Origin of the sequence: Thiocystis minor, assembly GCF_016653465.1 — a bacterium.
In the GTDB taxonomy this organism is placed as follows: domain Bacteria; phylum Pseudomonadota; class Gammaproteobacteria; order Chromatiales; family Chromatiaceae; genus Chromatium; species Chromatium minus.
Window position 1 is genome coordinate 1 of sequence record NZ_NHSQ01000095.1, and the last position, 20158, is coordinate 20158.

Annotated in this window: 14 protein-coding genes; 9 read left to right on the forward strand and 5 right to left on the reverse strand. The window is 65.0% G+C overall.

The genetic code is table 11. The features are described 5' to 3' along the window. The 5 genes from CCR95_RS14155 to CCR95_RS14175 all read left to right on the forward strand — a co-directional run. Window positions 1–245: transposase (locus CCR95_RS14155; RefSeq protein ID WP_201095519.1), on the forward strand; the 245-nt coding region annotated here is incomplete at its 5' end. A 12-nt stretch (window positions 246–257) separates the two neighbouring features. Further along, window positions 258–530, forward strand: a complete 273-nt coding sequence (locus CCR95_RS14160; RefSeq protein WP_242523251.1) for a transposase — start codon at window positions 258–260, stop codon at window positions 528–530. Window positions 531–794: 264 nt separating this feature from the next. After that, entirely contained in the window at window positions 795–1388 is a 594-nt protein-coding gene (locus CCR95_RS14165) for a DUF3611 family protein (RefSeq protein ID WP_201095523.1), read from the forward strand. Between the two features lie 102 nt (window positions 1389–1490). Then, the gene (locus CCR95_RS14170) at window positions 1491–3368 is read left to right on the forward strand and encodes an autotransporter assembly complex protein TamA (protein ID WP_201095531.1); all 1878 of its coding nucleotides are present in this window, start codon (window positions 1491–1493) and stop codon (window positions 3366–3368) included. 11 nt (window positions 3369–3379) lie between these two features. Further along, window positions 3380–7174, forward strand: coding sequence for a translocation/assembly module TamB domain-containing protein (locus CCR95_RS14175; RefSeq protein ID WP_201095539.1), 3795 nt, complete (start codon window positions 3380–3382; stop codon window positions 7172–7174). A 208-nt stretch (window positions 7175–7382) separates the two neighbouring features. Here the strand turns inward: CCR95_RS14175 and CCR95_RS14180 are convergent, their stop codons facing one another. After that, window positions 7383–8825: an alpha/beta hydrolase gene (locus CCR95_RS14180; protein WP_242523252.1), complete on the reverse strand. Its 1443-nt coding sequence runs from the start codon at window positions 8823–8825 to the stop codon at window positions 7383–7385. A gap of 171 nt (window positions 8826–8996) precedes the next feature. Here CCR95_RS14180 and CCR95_RS14185 point away from each other — a divergent pair, with 171 nt between their 5' ends. After that, window positions 8997–10262, forward strand: a complete 1266-nt coding sequence (locus CCR95_RS14185) for an alpha/beta hydrolase (protein WP_201095543.1) — start codon at window positions 8997–8999, stop codon at window positions 10260–10262. A 461-nt stretch (window positions 10263–10723) separates the two neighbouring features. Beyond that, entirely contained in the window at window positions 10724–13024 is a 2301-nt protein-coding gene (locus tag CCR95_RS25880) for a methyl-accepting chemotaxis protein (protein WP_201095545.1), read from the forward strand. Window positions 13025–13147: 123 nt separating this feature from the next. Here CCR95_RS25880 and CCR95_RS14195 read toward each other — a convergent pair whose 3' ends face one another. Genes CCR95_RS14195 through CCR95_RS14205 form a run of 3 tightly spaced genes read right to left on the reverse strand, consistent with a single transcriptional unit; the run spans window position 13148 to window position 16096 of the window. Then, on the reverse strand, window positions 13148–13840 hold the full coding sequence (locus tag CCR95_RS14195; protein ID WP_201095547.1) for a uracil-DNA glycosylase family protein: 693 nt from the start codon (window positions 13838–13840) through the stop codon (window positions 13148–13150). Between the two features lie 4 nt (window positions 13841–13844). Beyond that, complete coding sequence (locus CCR95_RS14200) at window positions 13845–14426, reverse strand: DinB family protein (protein WP_201095549.1); 582 nt, start codon at window positions 14424–14426, stop codon at window positions 13845–13847. Beyond that, window positions 14423–16096: a glutamine--tRNA ligase/YqeY domain fusion protein gene (locus CCR95_RS14205; protein ID WP_201095551.1), complete on the reverse strand. Its 1674-nt coding sequence runs from the start codon at window positions 16094–16096 to the stop codon at window positions 14423–14425. The genes CCR95_RS14200 and CCR95_RS14205 overlap by 4 nt, the downstream gene beginning before the upstream one ends. A gap of 286 nt (window positions 16097–16382) precedes the next feature. Here CCR95_RS14205 and CCR95_RS14210 point away from each other — a divergent pair, with 286 nt between their 5' ends. After that, the gene (locus CCR95_RS14210) at window positions 16383–16697 is read left to right on the forward strand and encodes a DUF1840 domain-containing protein (protein ID WP_201095553.1); all 315 of its coding nucleotides are present in this window, start codon (window positions 16383–16385) and stop codon (window positions 16695–16697) included. A 90-nt stretch (window positions 16698–16787) separates the two neighbouring features. Beyond that, the gene (locus CCR95_RS14215; RefSeq protein WP_201095555.1) at window positions 16788–18635 is read left to right on the forward strand and encodes a tetratricopeptide repeat protein; all 1848 of its coding nucleotides are present in this window, start codon (window positions 16788–16790) and stop codon (window positions 18633–18635) included. Window positions 18636–18687: 52 nt separating this feature from the next. Here the strand turns inward: CCR95_RS14215 and gltX are convergent, their stop codons facing one another. Next, window positions 18688–20094 (reverse strand): glutamate--tRNA ligase, encoded by a 1407-nt coding sequence (gene gltX, locus CCR95_RS14220; RefSeq protein WP_201095557.1) that lies wholly within the window; start codon window positions 20092–20094, stop codon window positions 18688–18690. Window positions 20095–20158 lie beyond the last annotated feature (64 nt).

The following is a 20158-nucleotide window of genomic DNA, read 5'->3' on the forward strand; positions in this document are numbered from 1 at the left end:
AACCGAAAGACCTGCCCGAATTCACCTGGGTCAACACCCTCCTGGGCAACCTCAAAACCAGTTTCGGCGGCGCCTATCATGCCTTCGACTTCGCCAAATATGGCGCGCGCTACCTCGCTGCCTTCGCCTACCGATTCAACCGGCGCTTTCACCTCGACACCCTGCCCAGCCGATTGCTCGTCGCCGCCATCGCCGTCGGGCCGCGCCCAGAGCGCTGGATCCGTCTGGCTGAGGAAGCTTGCTAATCAGGTCTGTGCTTGGACAAAGGATATGATGATGCCCGCGTGGAAATTGAAGTGCGGGGGCATGACTATCTTCTGCACATTCGACGCATTGGCGAGGAGAAACTGGTCGAAGGCGCTAAAACACATCCGGCCCGCCGTTGGGTGGTCGAACGAACCATCGCCTGGCTGAAGGGTTTTCGGGCCATTCGTACTCGTTATGTTTGTCAAGCGCGCAACTATTTGGCCATGATTCATTTGGCTTGTGCGCTCATTTTATTCCGGAAACTCCAACCCGCTGCAGATTAAGCAAATTCTGAACCGGATCTCCTCTTAGCAGGGGGCGGCGGATTTATGCACCAACGCCGATCAGCGGTGCTGGTTGCTTCAATTGCAGCGCCTTGGAACTGCCCCGGCTTGGCGGCGGGCTCGTTCCCGTGCGCTATCTTTGTATCGAGCGCGAGAGTGTCGAACGCTGTGCTATGCTTTTCCGGCTTTGCCGATTTGAGTTGCCAACACCAAAAAAACAAAACCAGGTCTTCACGGACCCAACCTCATCAGGTCGAGACAGCCATGTTGAAAGAACTCATCGATTCCCTGCAATCCACGAACCGCGAAAGCCTGGCCAATGCCTTCTCCCGCCTGGGGTGGAGCGGCTTTTGGATACAGATCGTCGTCGGGGCGATCCCGATCATTCTGATGGTGTACTTTTTTACCTTCGCGAATTCACCGAGCGGCCCCCGGGCCGGTCTGCCGATGGTCGAGTTTCTGACGCTTGGCAGTCTGGCGCTCCTCGTCTTCACCACCTTCTGGTTCTGGCGTTATACGCGAATTGCCAAAAATATCCGGGCGCCTCAATCGACCCTGCCGCTCGATTCGCTGAACCAGACGGTCTGGACCGGGATCGTCGCCAGCAGCATCGGGATTCTGTTATCGGTCACCGTGGTCTTTGTCGAAGCCTCGCATCTGTTGTTCTACTTCCTGTCCTCGCCGCAAGCGGGCGTCCCCGTCATCCAGGCACAAACGGCGGGGACCAGTTGGGTCTCGGCCGTCGATATGATCAGTCTGATGGCCTTGATCCTGGTTCTCGCCGCCGAGGTGGCGGTGCTGGTGCTCGGACTGTGGCTGCTGTTCCGGACCACGCAGTCCTGCCAGGCCGCCGCCTGATTGCCCGCGGACGCACGATTCCTCGCGCGCCGTATGCCGCGACGAGCGCTTCGTCTTTTGATCTTGGAGCCATGGACGGCTCCGTGTCTATAACGGGACTGCATGGCGGCCACGACGCGGCAAGGCTGTAGATGGCTCAGGATCTGGGCCGCGTGCGCGGGATTCGCCCTCGCGGCCCAGGCATTCGCCGCCGACCCCCAACCCTATCGCGTGACCCTCGTCCCCACCGGCGATGCCGACCTTGATGGCGCCATCGCGGATAGCTCGCTCCTCATCGGCCTGCGCGAGCGGGCACCCGTCGGCCCCTTTGCCCTAGTGACGCGCGCCGATGCCGACAAAACACGCTTTCTCAAGGTTCTAAACGGCTTGGGCCATTACGACCCGACGATTCAGGTGCGCATCGCCGGACATGTCAGCGACGATCCCGCCCTGCTGATGCGGCTCGAAGACCTGCCGGCGGATCCCCCCGCACGGGTGGAAATCACGATCGATCCAGGCCCGCTCTACCGCTTGGGGGTGGTCGAACTTCGCGGGTCGGTGCCCGCGACCGCGCGCGCCGCCTTTACCCTGCAACCCGGCGATCCGGCACGGGCCGCCGCCGTCCTGGCGGCCGGCCAGTCCGTCCTCGGCACCCTGCTGGAGGAAGGCTTTGCCCTGGCGACCCTGTCCGAACCGGACGCGGTAGTCGATCACGCCGCCCGCACCCTGGATATCCTCTATCTGGCCGAGCCCGGCCCACGGCTCGGACTGGGGGCGGTCGAAGTGATCGGTCTCGACCGGCTGCGCGAGGACGCCGTCCAGCGCCGCCTGGGTCTGACGCTCGGCGAGCCCTTCAGCCCGAGCCGTCTGGAGACCGCCCGCCGCGATCTGCTGGCGGCCGGGGCGCTGGCCTGGGCGCGGCTGACGCCCGCCAGCGCGCCGGACGAACAGGGACGACTGCCGCTGCGGCTGGAAGTGGCCGAGCGGCCGTTGCGCTCGCTCCGTCTGGGTGGAGCCTATTCCAGCGACATCGGCGGCTCGCTCACTTCGTCCTGGACCCATCGCAATCTGTTCGGGCGGGCCGAGCAGTTGGCCCTGGGGGCTGAGGTTGGAGAATTGACCGCGAACCGGCCCGATGAGTTGGGCTATCTCACGACCGCGACCCTGCGACTACCGGATTTCTGGCGGCGCGACCTGAATCTGCGGTTCGATCTCGGGGCCACGCGGGAATTTCTCGACGCCTATGATCGGGATGCCGCCAACGCCGCCATTTCCCTGGAACGGCGCTTCTCCAATGAATGGTCGGGTCGTGCGGGTCTCGGCCTTGATGTCTCGCGCGTGACGCAGGACGGCGTGACTCAGGATTACCGCCTGTTGTCCCTGCCGGCCAGCGTCCTGCACGACAGCACCGACGACCCGCTCGACCCGGTGCGCGGGATCCGCCTGGCGGTCCAGTTGATCCCCACTGGGGCGCTTGACGGCGCCGGGCAGGGCTTCGTCCTTGGCCGCGCCACCGGCTCGGCCTACCTCGATCTGAGCAACCTTCGCCAGAGCGGCCCCCAAACGGTTGATCGAAGCGGCCGCCGGATTCTGGCCGCGCGCCTGGCGCTGGGCAGTATTGTCGGCACCGAAGCGGACGCAGTTCCGCCCGATTGGCGGTTTTATTCCGGTGGCGGCGGATCGGTCCGGGGCTATCCCTTCCAATCGATCGGCCCAGAGACCTTGTCCGGGCAACCCGCCGGGGGCGACGGCCTGCTGGAGACGGCGCTGGAACTGCGTCAGCGGTTTGGCGCCAATTGGGGTCTGGCCGGTTTTCTGGACGCGGGCGCGATCTCGGCGAACGGGCTGCCCGGCGCGGAGACGCTCGCGGTCGGATTCGGCCTGGGTCTGCGCTATTACACGCCGATCGGTCCGGTGCGCGTGGATGTCGCAACCCCGCTGACCCAGCGCGACGGGATCGCGCCGGCACAGCTCTATATCGGCATTGGGCAAGCCTTTTGATCGTTCAGGAGATGATTCGGGCCATCTCGCGACAACTGCTGGTCGCGCTCCTGTTGCCTCTGGCCTTGGCGGGGCTGGTTCTGCTTGCCGCCAACACGCGTTCCGGTCAAGGGCTCATCGCCTGGGGCATCGAGCAGGCGAGCGACGGACGCATCCTGATCGAGGGCTTGATCGGGATCTTGCCCGGCTCGCCTCGACTGGCACGCCTCGACTGGCGAGACGCGGACGGAACCTGGCTGCGGATCGAGGACGCGGCCCTCGATCTTGACCTCTGGGGGCTGATGCGGGGGGAACTGATCATCGATGCCCTAACGGCGCGAACAGTCCACCTGATGCGACTGCCGCAATCGGGCGAAACCGACTCCGAACCTCTCAGTCTGCCCCTGTCGGTTCGGTTGCGACGCCTGACCTTTGACCGACTCGATCTCGACGCCACCCTGCTCGGTCTGCCCCTGTCGTTTGCTGTCGCGGGCAACGCCGTGGCGCTCGTGACGGGCAACACCGAAACGGGTGGCGTTGAGGCCGCGCTAGAGCTAACCGCGCCTGATGGGACGGATCGCTATCAACTCACTGCGCAGACCGCGAACGGACAGGTTCGCCTGCATCTGCGTCTTGCCGAGTCGCCAGACGGTCAGCTCGCCCGGTTGGCCAACCGGGCGGGGCTCGGCGCGCTGACTGCGCTTGGCGGGATGACCTTCGACGGCACGCTGGCCGGAACCCGCGAGGCGATGACCCTGGATGCCGCCCTGGCGGTCGGATCGCTCGCCGTGAATGCCGCCGGATCGCTGAACCCAAGGCTCGGCGTGGCGACGCAACTGCGTCTGGCTGCCACTGCGCCTGCCCTGACGCTGTCCCCCGGATCCCTGCCCGGCTTTGAAACCCCGCTGGCCTGGCGGCGGGCGGCGCTGACGGCGGACCTGCATGGTCCCTGGCAGACCCTTCAGGGCAGCGCCCAGATCCGGCTTGAAGGACTGACGACCGGCGAGTTGACGCTCGACCGCCTGACCGCCTCCATGATCGGCGAGACCCGGCGCCTGCGCCTGGACGCGCTCGTCGAAGGTCTGAAGGCCCCTGTCGATCTGCCCCCAGGGATCGCGGCGGACCCGCTCAGGCTAGCCGGCGAACTGGACTACGACGACCCGGACTGGCCTTTCCAACTTCGTCTTCGCCATCCGCTGCTCAACCTAGACGCCATGGGTCTGGCTCGGCAACTGTCCGAGAACATCGACTGGACCATGACCCTACCCGATCTCGCCGCCCTGGTTCCGGGTTGGTCGGGACAGGTACAGGCGCAAGGGCGTCTTACGGAAGGCTTGAGCGCGTCGGCGCTCACCGCCGTGCTGACGGCCGATTTAGCCGCCACCGCATTGACCATCCAGACGCCCGCCACTCGCGGCGACGCGGTTGACCTCGGCCGTGGCCGGCTCGCCGGTCGTCTCCATGCCCGTCTGTCCGATCCCTGGGGGACGCTCGACCTGACTGGCGAGTGGGCGGGGCAACCCGTCTCTATCGCGGTCAGCGGCGGTCGAACCGCGAACGCAGGACTTCAACTCTCGCTCGGCGACAGCCGCTGGGGGGGCGTCGCAATCGGCGGCGACCTGGAGCTGCCGCCCGGAGCCTTTCAGCCCCAGGGTGCGTTACGGCTCGACGCCGAGCGGCTGGCCGATCTCGTCCCCCTGCTGCAACCCTGGACGGGGACATCGCTCGCCGGGCGTCTCGCTGTCCGTCTGACCCTGCCGCCCGCGGGCGCGGCGGAGATCGCGGCCACGGGCGCGGATCTGCTGCTGCCCGGCGCGGTCAGGATTCGCACCCTGGATCTCGACGGACGCGTGAGCGATCCTGGAAGCGCGGCAGAAATCCGCGCGCGTCTACGCCTGGAAGGACTGTCCTGGGAGAGGCCGAACGGCGTGTCGAACGGTGTCCTCACGGCGACCGCGCAAGGATCGGCGAGCAACCCCGCGCTGACCCTGGACACGGATCTGACGACCCCCGCTGGCCGGATCGTCCTGGAGACCTCGGGGCGCTTCGACCTGCCCGCTCGCCGACTGACATTCCAGCGCCTCGACGCCCGCGTTCGGGACGAGTCCATTCGTCTGCTGGCCCCGTCCGTCCTGGATCTGCGCGCCGGAGTTGCGGTGGATCGACTGCGCCTGGGACTGCGCAAGGGCAGCGTCGAGATTGCCGGACGCGCGACGCCCACACTGGATCTCCGGGCGAAGATTGCCGCACTCCCGCTGGAACTTCTGAGCCTGGCGATTCCGGAGTATCCGCTGACCGGCGTTCTGTCGGGCGAGGCCCAACTCGCCGGCTCACCAGACGCGCCGTTCGGATCGCTGCGGTTTCAGACCAAAGGTTTGCGCCTGAACACGCTGGCTGGACGCAGCCTCCCCCAAGCCGGAGTCAAGACCGACATCGACCTGGAACCGACAGGATCCCGACTCGCGATCCAGGCCGAGGCCGGGACGGATAACCGCCTGAGCCTGCGAGGGCGCCTCGCCGGACGCCGGCCCTTCACCCCGGAGGCACTGGATCTGCGTGCCATCGGCCAACTGAATCTCAACCTGCTCGACCCGCTGCTCACCGGCAGAGGACGCCAGGCGAACGGCCGGATCACGCTGGATGCCACCATCGCCGGCACCCCGGCCGACCCCCGACTGAACGGGACGCTCCAGCTCTCGGAGGCCGCCTTCTGGGATCGGACCATCGGTCTGGCCCTGACCGGGATCGCGGGAACCCTGCGGCTCTCCGGCGACACCCTGCGGATCGAGCGTCTCGCCGGGACGGCCGGGAGCGGCTCCATCGCGCTCAATGGCAGTCTCGGCCTGCTGGCGCCAGGCATCCCGGCGGATCTGACGCTGGTTGCGCGCGCGGCCCGCCCGATCCAGAGCGATCTGCTGGACGCCCAGGGAGATGCGGACCTGACGCTGCGCGGAAACCTCGCGGACGGTCCGAAGGTCGCCGGCACGGTCCGCTTGAGCCGCGCCGAAATCCGTTTCCCCGAACGGCTACCCGCGAACATCGCCACCCTCCGGGTCCGCGAGCGAGGCGCGTCCATCACGGCACCGGAACGTCCCTCCTGGTTGAGTGGCGCCACCGCCATCGGGCTCGACCTGGCGATTTCGGCGTCCCGTGCCGTGTCGGTGCGCGGGCGAGGCATCGATGCCGAATTGGGCGGATCGGCACATCTTGGCGGAACCGTCGCCGCCACGGTGGTTAGCGGCGGATTCGACCTGCTGCGCGGACACTACGAACTGGTTGGGCAACATCTACGCTTCGATCGCGGGCGGATCGAGTTCGACGGGGCCGCCGGATTCGATCCGAGTCTGGACCTGGAGTCGCGCGCGTTCGCCGACGGCAGCACCGCGATCCTTTCGGTTCTCGGCCGGGCGAGCGCGCCGCGAATCGCCCTGCGGGGCGAGCCCGACATGCCCGACGGCGAGATTCTGTCCCGACTGCTGTTTGGCGTCGCCGGAGGGCGTTTGTCCGCCCTCCAAGCGACACGGCTCGGGATTGCCACCGCATCGCTCGCGGGGATCGCGGTGGACGGACCCGATCTCCTGGAACGGGCGCGCTCCCGGCTGGGCCTGGACCGGCTCACGCTCGGCACCGACGAGCAGGGCCGGGCCAGCCTGGAAGGGGGGCGGCAGTTGTCCGAGGGCGTCTATCTCGGGGTGCGACAGAACGCCCGCGCCGGCAAGTCGCAGGGTGTCCTGCGGATCGAAGTCACGCCCAATTTGCGACTGGAGGCGGATGTCGGCGCCACGGGCGGCACTCGCGCGGGAGCGGCTTATGAGATCGAATACTGATTAAACCGTGTCCGTCATGGTCTGGGTTGTTTTGAGTGGTCAGCCAGTTTGGCATTCATCTGCAACGTCGGCGTCGACGCGGTTTAAATCATTCATTTTTAAATATTTAAACCGCGCCCCATCAACCGCCCGAAGTGACGCAAAGTGAGCTGAATGGCCACGAAACGTTGAAGGACCACGAAACGACGTTTATTGCTCTGGGCGCGGTTTAGTTGGATGGGCTAACGATCCCTTCCTCGATACGGTCAAGCAGATAAGGAAAGAATGGATTACAGGACATTCGGTTCAGCATGTCCGCGCCAACGATCAGCGCACCCCGCTCGCCCCGCAAGGACAAGGCACCCAGGCGGATGCCGAAATCCTCCGCGTCGTCTGGCTCCAGTCCGTAGAGCGGATCGTTCGGCGGAAAGGGCAAGGCGACGTGCGAGAGCGAGAAGATCGAGGACGGATACGGCAATCCCAGGCGCTCGATGCGCTCGGCGGTTGCTCCAGCCGGGATGACGCGGGCAACGACCTCGCGGCGGTCGGTCTCGGCATTGGTGATAAGTGTGGTCCCGTAATCGCGCGGCGCGGCAGGCAGCAGGCGGGCGGGATCCAGATCGCCGCCAGAATGCAGCAGCGGACCGAATTTGACGCTGCGATTCAGGTCGAACAGAACCAGTTCGCTGCCGTTCGCGGGGAGTCGGGCATAGAGCGAATCCACGATCGCTCGGGTGCTCACGGTGAAATCCACGATCGACTGAAAGGTGAGGATGGGCGGCAAGGCGTCCAGTCGGCCATCCTGCGCGGCGCGCGCCAGACGGCGCTGGAGCAGGCGCGACAGCAGCGAGGACTGCCGCGCCGCGTTGACGGGGAAGGAGTTGTACTTGAAGGGATTGAACTCGGGCAGCACGCCGATCCAGGCCGCGTTGGCGAAGGCGGGGAAGATCGCCGGAAGCCCCAGCAGACCGGCGAACCTCGCGAAGGCGGTGATACCGATCATCGGCGAGATCAGCACGATGCGCTCGGCCTGGATCAACCGAGGGTCATCGATGGCGTCAAGGGCGTATTTCATCGCCAGCGCCCCGCCCTGCGAATAGCCGACGAGATGCAGCGGTTTGCCCGGACCGGCGCGCCGCCGGGCTTCCCGCACGGCGAGTTGCGTGGCGGCGGTCCAATCCTCCCAGTCGACCGCGGTCAACCCGCCGGGGACGGTGCCATGCCCCGGTAGCCGGATCGCGACCGCGACATAGCCATGCTCGCGGTAGCGCCGGGCAATGTTGCGCAGACTGTAGGGCGAATCGGTCAGACCATGCAGCAGAACCACCGCCCCGGTCGGCGGCCCGTCCGGCTCCAGCACGAACGAGCGATTCCAGTCCTGCGCGAAACGGCCAGGATAGAGCGGACTGCCGTCGAAATAGCGATTGGCCGGCACCCGGTCCGCCGGATCCAGTTGCCGGGTCACCGCCATCTCCAGTTCGGTGAAAATGGCCGATTCGACCTCCAGATAGCGCGTCCAATCGGACCGCGCCAACTCGGCGGCCGTCAGCTCATCCGGGACATGCGTATGCCAGGGACCGAGCGGCGCGGCGCGATGCGCAAGATAGGCGCGCACGGCAAGGATGGCGAACAGCCCGATCGCCGCCAGCATCAGGATCCATTTCAAAAGCATCAGGTTCTTCAAGCACATTCAACCGTGGCAAGGGGTAGGAATCGTGGCATGCAAGGTATCATCGCGCCTTGGAAGATCGTCGGCGAGATGGTAGACGCTCGCCGGGGACACGACAAGACGCGGAACGGCCAGCGCCGCTTCCACACCGATGCGCGATAAGACGGAGACATCATGAAACGACTGTTCACGATCGGCGGCCTGGTTCTGGCGGTGTTTCTCGGATCGGGCGCCTACGTCTATTTCCTCTCCACCACCAGCACGCTGGAGCGCGCCGAGAGCTTCCAGTTCCGGCGGATGCAGGCGGCGCGGGTCGGCGAGGATGGCGTCTACCGGTTTTTCTACGCGACCAATCGTATCCCCAAGGCCGCGAACGAGGGCGCGGAGACGCTGCTTGAGGAGCGGTTCGGCGCGCAACGCGACGGGCAGCTTCGGTTCGGCCGTTTCGATACCGCGATCCGCCCGACGCTGGGTCTCGGGATGTGGCTGGACGCAGGCATGTGGTTCCTGGAAGAAGAGATCCGGATCCTTGACCAGACGCCCCTGGAGCGGGCCGATTTCGCCGCGCAACTCCGCCAGATGGTGACCCGCTCGCCCAAGCGTTCCTTGCTCGTCCTGGTCCACGGCTTCCGCACGGACTTCCCGCACGCGCTGCGCGGGACCGCTTTTCTGTCCCACATCCTGGATATCGATACGCCGGTGTTGGTCTTCGATTGGCCCGCCGATCAAGGCAGCTCGCTGGGCGGTTATCGTCGCGCGCAACGCCTGGCGACGGAATCGGCGGCGGAACTGGCGGCCACGCTGCGGCTGATCGTCGATGACATCGCGCCCGAGCGGATCTGGCTCGTCGCCAACAGTATGGGCGCGCAGGTGGTCGCGGACACCTTCAGTCTGCTGTATCGCGATCCGGCCTGGGCGGACGCCCCGCCCGAAATCGCGCAGGTCGTATTGACGGCACCCGATGTCAGCCACGCGCGGTTCACCGAGCAGTTCAGGCATGAACTCGCTACGCTGGCGGATCACACCACGGTCTATGTGTCCGCGAACGACCGGGCGCTGCTGGTCAGCCGTGCCATCAATCGCGGGCGTCGGCTGGGCGAAAGCACGATCTCCAAGGCCGACGCGACGCCGGCCGGCGCTGCCGATCCGGCGTGGGAGAACGCGACCGACACCCTGCCCGAGGAAACGCTGGAAATGGAACTCGCGGAGATCCAGGACGTTCTCGAGTTGCTCGAACCCGACAGCGAGGGGGTGACGCTGGTCGACGTCACGCCGGTCAATCGCACCCGCAATTTCCACAACTTCAGCTTCGAGGTGCCGGAATACTTCGACGACATCTTCATGCGCCTGCTCAACGAAGAGACACCGGAAAACCGCCTGCGCTATCGGTTCGTGACCCCGGAAGGCAAACACTATTCCGTTCTGACCCGGGGGCGCTGAACGGTCCCTCATCGCCGAGGAGGAACTCATCGTGTGCGGCGGGAGCGATATCCAAGGCGATTTTCGTGAAAGATCTTACCCGTAGAAGCCCGCTTGCGGGCGACGTGACACACCAAAATGAGAACTGCTGGCGCTTGTCTCTCCTTTCACTGGATGGTAGCGTTGATCGTTTTAGATCCTGATTGGTTTTACATCCTATCCGTGGACGGGGATTTGCGGTGGTGGCGATCTGGTTCCACAACCTCGTCCAGTGCGACGTTCAGGAGGCCACAGCGGCCACGGAATTGCTCGCCGAACATGGCGCGGCAATTCGCGCAGGGTTGTGCTGGTGGAAGGTGGTCGGGCGCGCGATGGGTCACTAGGTTGTTCCAGTAAGGTGGCGGCGCCAACAAAAGGAGAGAATTCCGATGCGCACGACCAATACGTCGAACTCGCTGACGCGAAACCCAAAGAGCCGATTCGTGTCCAGCAGTCTCACGCCCCGTTTCCTCGCCTCGATACTCGCGGTCACCCTGCTGGCGCTGACGCTGGCGCTGGCCCTGCTGCAACTGGAGTCGAGCCGCCTGAGCGGTCGTCAGACCGCGCTTGCACGCGACGCCCTGACGGTCGAACGCAAGCACTCCGAGGCCCTGCTGAGCGAATCCATGACCCGGAAGGCCGATTTGCTGGGTCGTTTTATGGCCAGCACCGCACCCGACCTGCTGCTCACCTTCGACAACGAGCTGATGGGTCGCTATCAGAAGGAAGCGGCAAACGATCCGGACATCGCCTATGCCGCCTATCTGGATCCGGACGGCAAGCCGATCGCCGGGTTTCAGGCGGAACTGAAGGAAGCCGTCGAAAGCCGCTATCCCGTCGAGGTGGATGGTCAGCGGCTCGGTCAGATGCTCATCGGTCTCGACCCAAGCGGTCTTGAAGTCGCCAAACGGGTCGCGAAGGAGCGGATCGACAGCGCCATCGATGACGTTCAGCGTCTGGGCGACGCGGGCCAGGCGCGGTTTCTCGTGATCCTCGCCCTCGGTTTCCTTGCGCTCCTGATCGTGCTGGGTCTGCTCTTTGGCTACATGTTCACGCATCAGGTGATCCGCCCGCTCAAACGGGCGATCGCGATCGCGCGGCAGATCGCCGACGGCCATCTTGACAATGAGATCGCGACCGATGGCCGGGACGAAACCAGTCAATTGCTCCAGGCGCTCGAGCGGATGCAGGCGAACCTGAAAGCGCGGACCGATGCGGAGCAACGTGTCTCTGCCGAGATCTCGCGCATCAAGAGCGCCCTGGACAAGACGTCCGCCAGCGTCATGATGGTCGACCCCGAGGGCAGTATCATTTATATGAACGAAGCCGTCACTCAGATGATGCAGAGTGCCGCGTCGGATATCCGCCAGACCTTACCCGACTTCGAGGTGGCCGACCTGATCGGAGGACGCTTCGACAGATTCCAGCGCGGCCTGACGCCCACCGGAGCGGCGCTGAACGATTCGGCCACGGCCCATGCGGCGCGAATCGAGTTCGGGGACCGCACATTCAAACTGGTGACCAATCCGGTGCTGGACGATCGGGGCCAACGTCTGGGCTCGGTCGTGGAATGGGCGGACCAGACCGCGGAGATCGCGGCGGCACAGGCGTTGGAGCAATTGCTCCAGGCCGTGGCCGCGGGCGATTTCGGTCAGCGCCTGAGTCTGGAAGACAAAACCGGTTTCTTCCGCGACCTGGCCCAAGGCATGAACGCCCTGACCGAAATCGTCGCGGGCGCGCTGAGTGAGCTGGCAATGGTGCTGCGGGCCGTCGCGGAGGGCGACCTGACCCAGGGGATCGCGGCCGACTATCAGGGCACCTTCGGCCAGCTCAAGGAGGATACCAACGCCACGGTCTCACATCTGAAGGATGTCGTGTCCCGGATCAAGGAGGTGGCCGAGACCATCCGCACGGCTGCCGCCGAGATCGCCCATGGAAATGCCGATCTGTCCAGCCGCACCGAGGCACAAGCGGCCAGTCTCGAAGAGACCGCAAGCTCGATGGAACAGCTCAACGCCACGGTCCAGCGTAATGCTCGCAATGCCAATGAGGCCAACCGATTGGCGCTCGGCGCCAATCAGCTCGCAACTCGTGGCAACGAAATCGTCCAGCGGGTGGTGGAAACGATGGGCGCCATTCAGACCGCCAGCCGGAAGATCACTGAGATCATCGCCGTCATCGACGGCATCGCCTTTCAGACCAACATTCTGGCGCTGAATGCAGCGGTGGAGGCAGCGCGCGCCGGCGAGCAGGGCCGCGGCTTCGCCGTGGTGGCAGCCGAGGTCCGCAGCCTGGCCCAGCGCAGCGCGCAGGCGGCCAAGGAGATCAAAGCGCTAATCGCCGATTCGGTCCAGCGGGTCGATACCGGCGCGCGACAGGTGGACGAAGCCGGCCACACCATGACAGAGATCACGGGTTCGTTCGAGCAAGTGGCGATGCTGGTCGGTGAGATCACGGGCGCCACGCGCGAGCAGGCCGAAGGTATCGAGCAGATCGCTGGGGCCATCGCTCGGATGGACGAGGTCACGCAGCAGAATGCGGCCCTGGTCGAGGAGGCGGCAGCGGCGGCGGAAAGTCTGGAGGAACAGGCCCATCTCCTGGCACGGGCGGTGGCGGTGTTCCGGCTCGCCGAGGATGCGGGCAGCAACGTTGTGGGCGACAGGCTCCAGACAAAGCCCCAGCTCCGCTTCGTCGCGCACAAGGCGACCGCCGCAGGCGAAGAAGATATCTGGGACGAGTTTTAGGGCATGATCGCAACGAATTGATTTCATTCAGAATTGACGCACAAGGAACAACCCGGCGATTCCAATGCGCTGTCGAACGCGGTCGCGCCCCCCTCAACGGGACTGTCAGACCACCCCCCATCGTCAATCCGACCGATCCGATGCTTGGCGTGACGGGATTGACTCGGCATCCAAGGCCACCAGCCCGCGCCAGTCGGGATGCGCGGCAATCAGCCCCAGCGCCTGCGCGAGCAGGGTCCGGCCCGGCTCCATCTTGAACCAGGTCGAGGCGCCCGAAGGATGCGGCAGCGGGATGATGTCGGCGGTCCAGCCCCTCTCTGACCGATAAGACCATTGCCGCCCGATCACCTCGTTCAACAGTCCGAATTCCATCACTTGAGCGATGGCGAGTTTGCCGATCGGGATGATGAGACGCGGGCGCAGCAGGTTCATTTCGGTGCGCCACCAGCCGCCGCAGCGTTCGACCTCGCCGCGATCGGGTACGCGGTCGCCGCCCTTGGGATTCTTGCCGGGGAAACAGCGGCAGACCGCGCTGATCAGGAGGCGCTTGCGACAGGCGGTTTCGTCCAGACCGATGGACGCGAACCAACCGAACAGGGTCTTGCCGGCGGTCCAGCAAAAGGGGCGCAGTTGTTCGATTTCGCGCGTACCGGGGGCCTGCCCGATCAGCATCACCGGCGAGAGGACGGCGGCGCTGTGCACCGGCGGCCCCTGCATGCCGGGACAGCGGCGGCAGGCTTCCAGGTCGGCATGCAGACGGATGAGCGCGACGTGCCGCGCGCGCGGGTCGGCGTCCAGGAGGTCCGATCCGGTCATGGGCTCAGTTCAGCCGTCGCACGATCTTCTCGATCTGAATACGATGGGTGCGGTTATGGATCGCCGCCAGCGCATGCCACTGACGCGCCGTCAGGGGGCCGAACCAGGGATGCGGATAGCATTCGCGCGAGCGCAGGAAACCCAGGCGGGCGATCAGGCGCGAATAGCGATCGACTGCGGCGCCCAGCGCCTGGACCCGGTCCGGGCCGGCATCCGCGTGCGGCCAGACATCCTCAAGCTCAATCTCGACCCCATACTCGCCGTCGGCGCAGATGGCATGGATCAGCGCCGTGATGGCCGTGTTGACCATCACCAGATGGTCCAGCGTCATATACACCGACCAGTGCCGGCTGCTGTCCTCGATCCCCGGAAAACGCCGGATCGTCACGATCCGGGATGCCTGTTCCCGCGGGAGTCGGCGGCTCAGGGCGATGGCGCGACCGGCCTCGGCGCGAAACAGCCGCAGGATCGAGGCCGGCGAGGCCAGGGAGGCATAAGCGCGAACGCCAAGGTCGGCGATCCGGCGTTCGTGGATCGGCAACTGGGCGACTGGTTGTCTCCGTTCCTCTTGCTGGCGTTCGATCATGGCTGACTTTTCCCCCAGGCATCGCGCAAACCGACGGTCAGATTGAACACCAGACGCGCCGGGGTCGTCTCCGGATCGACGACGAAATAACCCTCGCGCTCGAACTGGAACAGCTCGCTAGGCTGCACGCCTTGTAACGCGGGTTCCACGATACAGTCAGTGAGCACCCGCAGTGAATCCGGATTGATATCGGCGCGGTAGTCTACCCCGCCAGCGCCGGGCATCGGCACCCGAAACAGCCGGTCGTAGAGCCTGACCTCGGCTGGGATGCCGTGAGCAACCGAGACCCAATGAATGACGCCCTTGACCTTGCGGCCCTCGGGATTCTTGCCCAGGGTATCGAGGTCGACCGTCGCGCGCAGTTCGACGACCTCGCCCGCCGCATCCTTGATGACCTCGTCGCAGCGGATCACGTAGGCATTGCGCAGACGCACCTCGCCGCCGGGGATCAGCCGCTTGAACCCCTTGGGCGGAAGTTCGGCGAAATCGGCGCGGTCGATAAAGACCGCATGTCCGAAGGGAACCGGGCGCGAACCCATGCTTTCGTCCTTGGGGTGGTTTCCAGCCTCCATGGTCTCCTGGCGGTCTTGCGGATAGTTGGTCAAAACCACCTTGAGCGGATGCAGAACCGCCATCCGGCGCGGTGCCGTCACGTCCAGATCGTCGCGAATCGCGCTTTCCAGCAGGGCCATCTCGACCAGATTATCGGACTTGGTGACGCCGACGCGCTCGCAGAAATCGCGGATGGCGGTGGGCGTGTAACCGCGCCGGCGCAGCCCCGCCAGCGTCGGCATGCGCGGATCGTCCCAACCCTGCACCAGACGCTCGCTGACCAGCTCGGTCAGGCGGCGCTTGCTCATCACCGTGTATTCGAGATTCAGCCGGCTGAATTCGATCTGGCGCGGTTTGCTCGGCACCGAGACATGCTCGATGCACCAGTCGTAGAGCGGGCGATGGTCCTCGAATTCCAGGGTGCAGAGCGAATGGGTGATTCCTTCCAGCGCATCGGAGAGCGGGTGGGTGTAGTCATAGGTCGGATACAGACACCAGGCGCTGCCGGTCTGGTGGTGGACCACGCCATGCTTGATGCGGTAGAGCACCGGATCGCGCAGATTGATGTTGGGCGAGGCCATGTCGATGCGCGCGCGCAGGGTGCGCGCGCCGTCCGGGAACTCGCCCGCGCGCATGCGCTTGAACAAGTCCAGATTTTCCGCCATCGAACGGTCGCGGTTGGGACTGTCGCGGCCCGGCTCGGTCAGAGTGCCGCGATAGACACGAGTCTCCTCGGCACTGAGATCGCAGACATAGGCCAGACCCTGTTCGATCAACTCGATGGCGAAGGCATAAAGCTGTTCGAAATAGTCCGAGGCGAAAAACAGCCGGTCGCCCCAGTCGAAGCCGAGCCAGCGCACATCGGCCTGAATGGAGTCGACGAATTCGACGTTTTCCTTGTTCGGATTGGTGTCGTCGAAGCGCAGATTGCAGTGTCCGCCGAAGGCTTCGGCCAGCCCGAAGTTGAGCACGATCGACTTGGCGTGGCCGATATGCAGATAGCCATTCGGCTCGGGCGGAAAGCGGGTGACGATCCGGTCATGCTTGCCGGAAGCCAGATCCGCTGCGACGATCTGGCGGATGAAATTGGTGCGGGGCGGCTCGGCGGCGTCGGTCATGGTCTCTCAGGCGTCTCGGGCGACAGGAAGAAATTGATAAGCCCCGCATTCTAGCGCGTACCACGGCGATTGAAAGGATCGGTTGGCCGGTGTCGCGACGGGCTGACCTTTCAGGTGAGGCCAAACCGGGGCACTCGCAACGGACGCCATCGACGCCTACCCGACCGTCTGGCGCGGACCGGGATGCGCAACGCGGCCATGGCGCGCGCGGGGTGTAGAATGCGGCGAAAATCCATCCGCGATGGTGGCGGAATCACGCTTCTTTCCAAACGAGACCGAGGTTCCCATGCTGATCAAATTTCAAACCAAGGCTTACGCCACCATCACCATGTTCGGCGATGTGGCCGTGACACTGATCAAGCTGATGGGTCATAGCGGAAACGTACCGGGCGCGCTTCTGGCGGAAGATGTGCCGAACGCGTTGGCACGGTTGAAGGCAGCGGTCGCGGAGCACCCGAACGATCCGCTGGACCCCGCCGCCAGTCCCTCGCGGGGAGCGGATGAAGGTCAGCACGTCAGTCTCGCCCATCGGGCATTACCCTTGATCGAACTGCTGACGGCCGCGGCGGCGGCGGGCGAGAATGTGATGTGGGAAAATTAAGCGGACCATCCTGGACGCGGTTGAACGCGACCGTTCAGAATTCGCGCGTTTAGATCGCCAACTCAAGAGAGCACTAAGAGGATCGTTTTCATGGAAGCCACCTACAAAGTATCAGCGCTAGGCATCGCGCCGGGACACTTCGAGCAAACCGTGCGGGAGGGGCTGAAAGACCTGCTGAAAGGGGATCCCGCCACCTTCGAGCCGAAATTTCAGCGCATCCTGATCAATCAGCAGGTCGTACTCGTCAAGAATCTCCCGGAGGCCACGGCCCGCAATCTTTACGACAAGCTGACCGAGATCGGCTTCATCTGCCGAATCGACCCCATGGCGCTGACCCTGGAAACGAAAACTTATCGCTGCCCCGCTTGCGGGCACGAACAGCCGCACGCGACCGATGGCACGCTCGACATCTGCGAAAAATGCAGCATCATCGGCGATCGCTACAAGGGTAATCAGGCCAATCAGCGCAATCAGGAATTGCGCGATGCCATCGAACTCGAACGCCGCGCGCTCGCCGCGCAGTCGACGGTCGCGGACGAAAAACAAACGCGCGAAGCCGAACGCAAACGCAACGCGAAGCTCCGTAAAATCGCCCGTCGCAAGGTCGAACAGGAACTGGGCGTAACCTTCTTCAGCAAACTGCGTCCCTATCTGGCGCCGCGCGTCCTTCTGCCCACCGTGGCCGGCTTGGCGCTGCTTGGCGGCAGCGTCGGTCTGGTGCTGTGGGATCGGCATCTCGCAGATGTCGGGGCCACCGACACCGCCGATGCAGCCCTGCCGAGCGGTCAACCGGGCGGGATGCAGATCGTGATTACGCCCCCGCCGGGCCTGTCGGTCACGGTCGGCACCGATCCCGCGCTGGGCGGGGCCGCTGGCCAGTCCCCGGAGGGGATCGAAAGCGCCCTGGCAGGCGCCGGCGGGGCATCCCCAGATATCTTGTCGGAGACGCTCGCCGCCTCGGAGATTGACGCACCAGGAATGACCGGCACGCCCGCGCTGAAGGTCAAGATTCCCGAAGCGAGCGCGAGCGTCGTGCGCTCCGGGGCGAGCGACCCGTCATTCCCGACGACTCTCAGCGATCCGCGTGTTCTCGCCAGCCTGGCCTTCTACCAACTCGACACCGGCGATCTCGGTGCCGCGACCAGGACGCTCGACCGGGCGACCCTGGCCATGAACGGAGCACCGGACGCCTCGAGTGCGCTCCCGAAGGACCGCCTGCTGCGCGACGCGGTTGCCCTGCGCGCCGGTCTCGCGGGCCAATATGCTAAACAGTCCGATCTCACCAGTGCGGGGTCTCAGTGGAGACGGGCCAACCTGCTCGCCGATTCCATTCCAGCCGCCGATTTTCGGGCGATGGCCTACGGCAGTCTGGCCCGCGCGAGCCATGAGAATCGCAAACTGCCCGCCCAAAAAGAGTATCTCGGCCTAGCCATCGAAACCGCCGCGCAATCCGCCGGGGGATCGCTTGAGCGGATTGACCTGCTCGGTACGCTCGCCCGCGATCTCGCGCTGATCGGTCAACATGAGCGCGCCACGGCCTTTTTTGAGAAAGCGACGACCGCGCTGAGCCGGATCCAGGATCGCGCGATCCAACCGGTTGCCCAGGCGATCCTGGCGCAGCGACTTGCCGAGGCCGGCGAGACCGAGACGGCGGCGGCCATCCTGGCCAGTGCGGTGCCACCATCGGCGGACACTGGCGGCGCTCCCGCCAGCGCGCGCCACCCGGAAGCGCTCGCCGCCCTAGCGAGCAGCCGTGCCCGCCAAGGCGACGTTGCGCAGGCGCAGGCCGATTTTTCCACGGCCATCGTTCAGACCAGAAGCCTACCCGATCCCGTCGCGCGCACCGAGTCTCTCGTCTATCTGGCCCGAGCCATCTTCCAGGCCGGCGATCCCGCCGCCGCCGGGCAGCTCGTCGACTTGGCGGGTCCGTGGGACTGAGGCGCTTTCCTCTCGTGGCACCGCTGCGCGGTGTCACGAGTTCTTTAACGCCTCAACCGCGCGTGGCGATATAGGCTAGCGCCTTGTCGATCCGGCGCAAGGTTGCGTCCTTGCCGACCAGCATCAGGGTCTCATCGATGCCGGGCGAAGCGGCTCGGCCGACGATGGCGACCCGCAGCGGTTGGGCCACTTTCCCCATGTTGACCTCCAATTCTTCAGCGATCCGCTCGACAGCCCGTTTCAACGCCTCGGGCGTCCAATCCTCGTAGGCCATCAACTCGAAGGCGGCGCGCACACGTTCCAATGGCTCGCGGGCAACCAGACGCAGATGCTTTTTGGCCGACACCTCGTCGAACTCGTCGAAATCCCGATAACAGAAGGCGCTGATTTCGGCCAGTTCGGTCAGGGTTTTGGCGCGGGCGGCTTGGGCCTTGACGACCTCGACCAGATCAGGGCCGGTCGAGGGATCGATCTCCAGCCGTCCCATGTGCGGACTCAGCAGCCGGGCGATGTGGGCCGGATCCGCGTGCTGCAGGTATTGCTGGTTCAGCCAGTCCAGCTTGTCGGTGTTGAAGGCGGAGGCGGATTTGTTCACATCGCCGATGTCGAAAAGTTCGATCATCTGCTCGACCGAAAAGATTTCCTGATCCCCGTGCGACCAGCCGAGGCGCACCAGATAGTTCAGCAGCGCCTCGGGGAGATAGCCTTGATCGCGGTAGGAAATCACGCTGACCGCGCCATGCCGCTTGGACAGCCGCGCCCCATCGTCGCCGAGGATCATGGGGACATGCGCATACCGCGGCGGCTCATGCCCGAGCGCATGCAGGATGTTGATCTGGCGCGGGGTGTTGTTTAGATGGTCGTCGCCTCGGATGACATGGGTAATCTTCATGTCGGCGTCGTCGACGACCACGCTCAGGTTGTAGGTCGGCGCGCCGTCGGTGCGACGGATGATGAGGTCGTCCAGTTCCTCGTTGGCGAAGGGCACCCGGCCGCGGATCAGGTCGTCCACGATCACGACACCATCGGCCGGATTGCGGAAACGGATCACATGGGGCGCGTCCGGGTCGATCTGGCGCTGGCGGCAGTGACCGTCATAGCGCGGCTTCTGCTTGTGCGCCATCTGATCCACGCGCAGTTTTTCCAGCCGATCCTTCGAGCAGTCGCAGCGGTAGGCCAGACCTTTCGCCAGCAATTCCTCGATCACGGCGTTGTAGCGGTCGAAACGCTGGGTCTGATAGAACGGCCCCTCGTCATAGTCCAGACCGAGCCAGGTCATGCCTTCCAGGATAGCGTTCACCGATTCCGCCGTGGAACGCTCCAGGTCGGTATCCTCGATGCGCAGCACGAACTGACCGCCGTGCTTGCGGGCGTAGAGATAGCAGAAGAGCGCGGTGCGGGCGCCGCCGACATGCAGATAACCGGTGGGCGAGGGGGCGAAGCGGGTGCGAACGGTCATGGGCTTCCGGATTCAATGAAATGGATTGGGATCGGCAAATTCTACACAGTGCCCCCATTCGCTG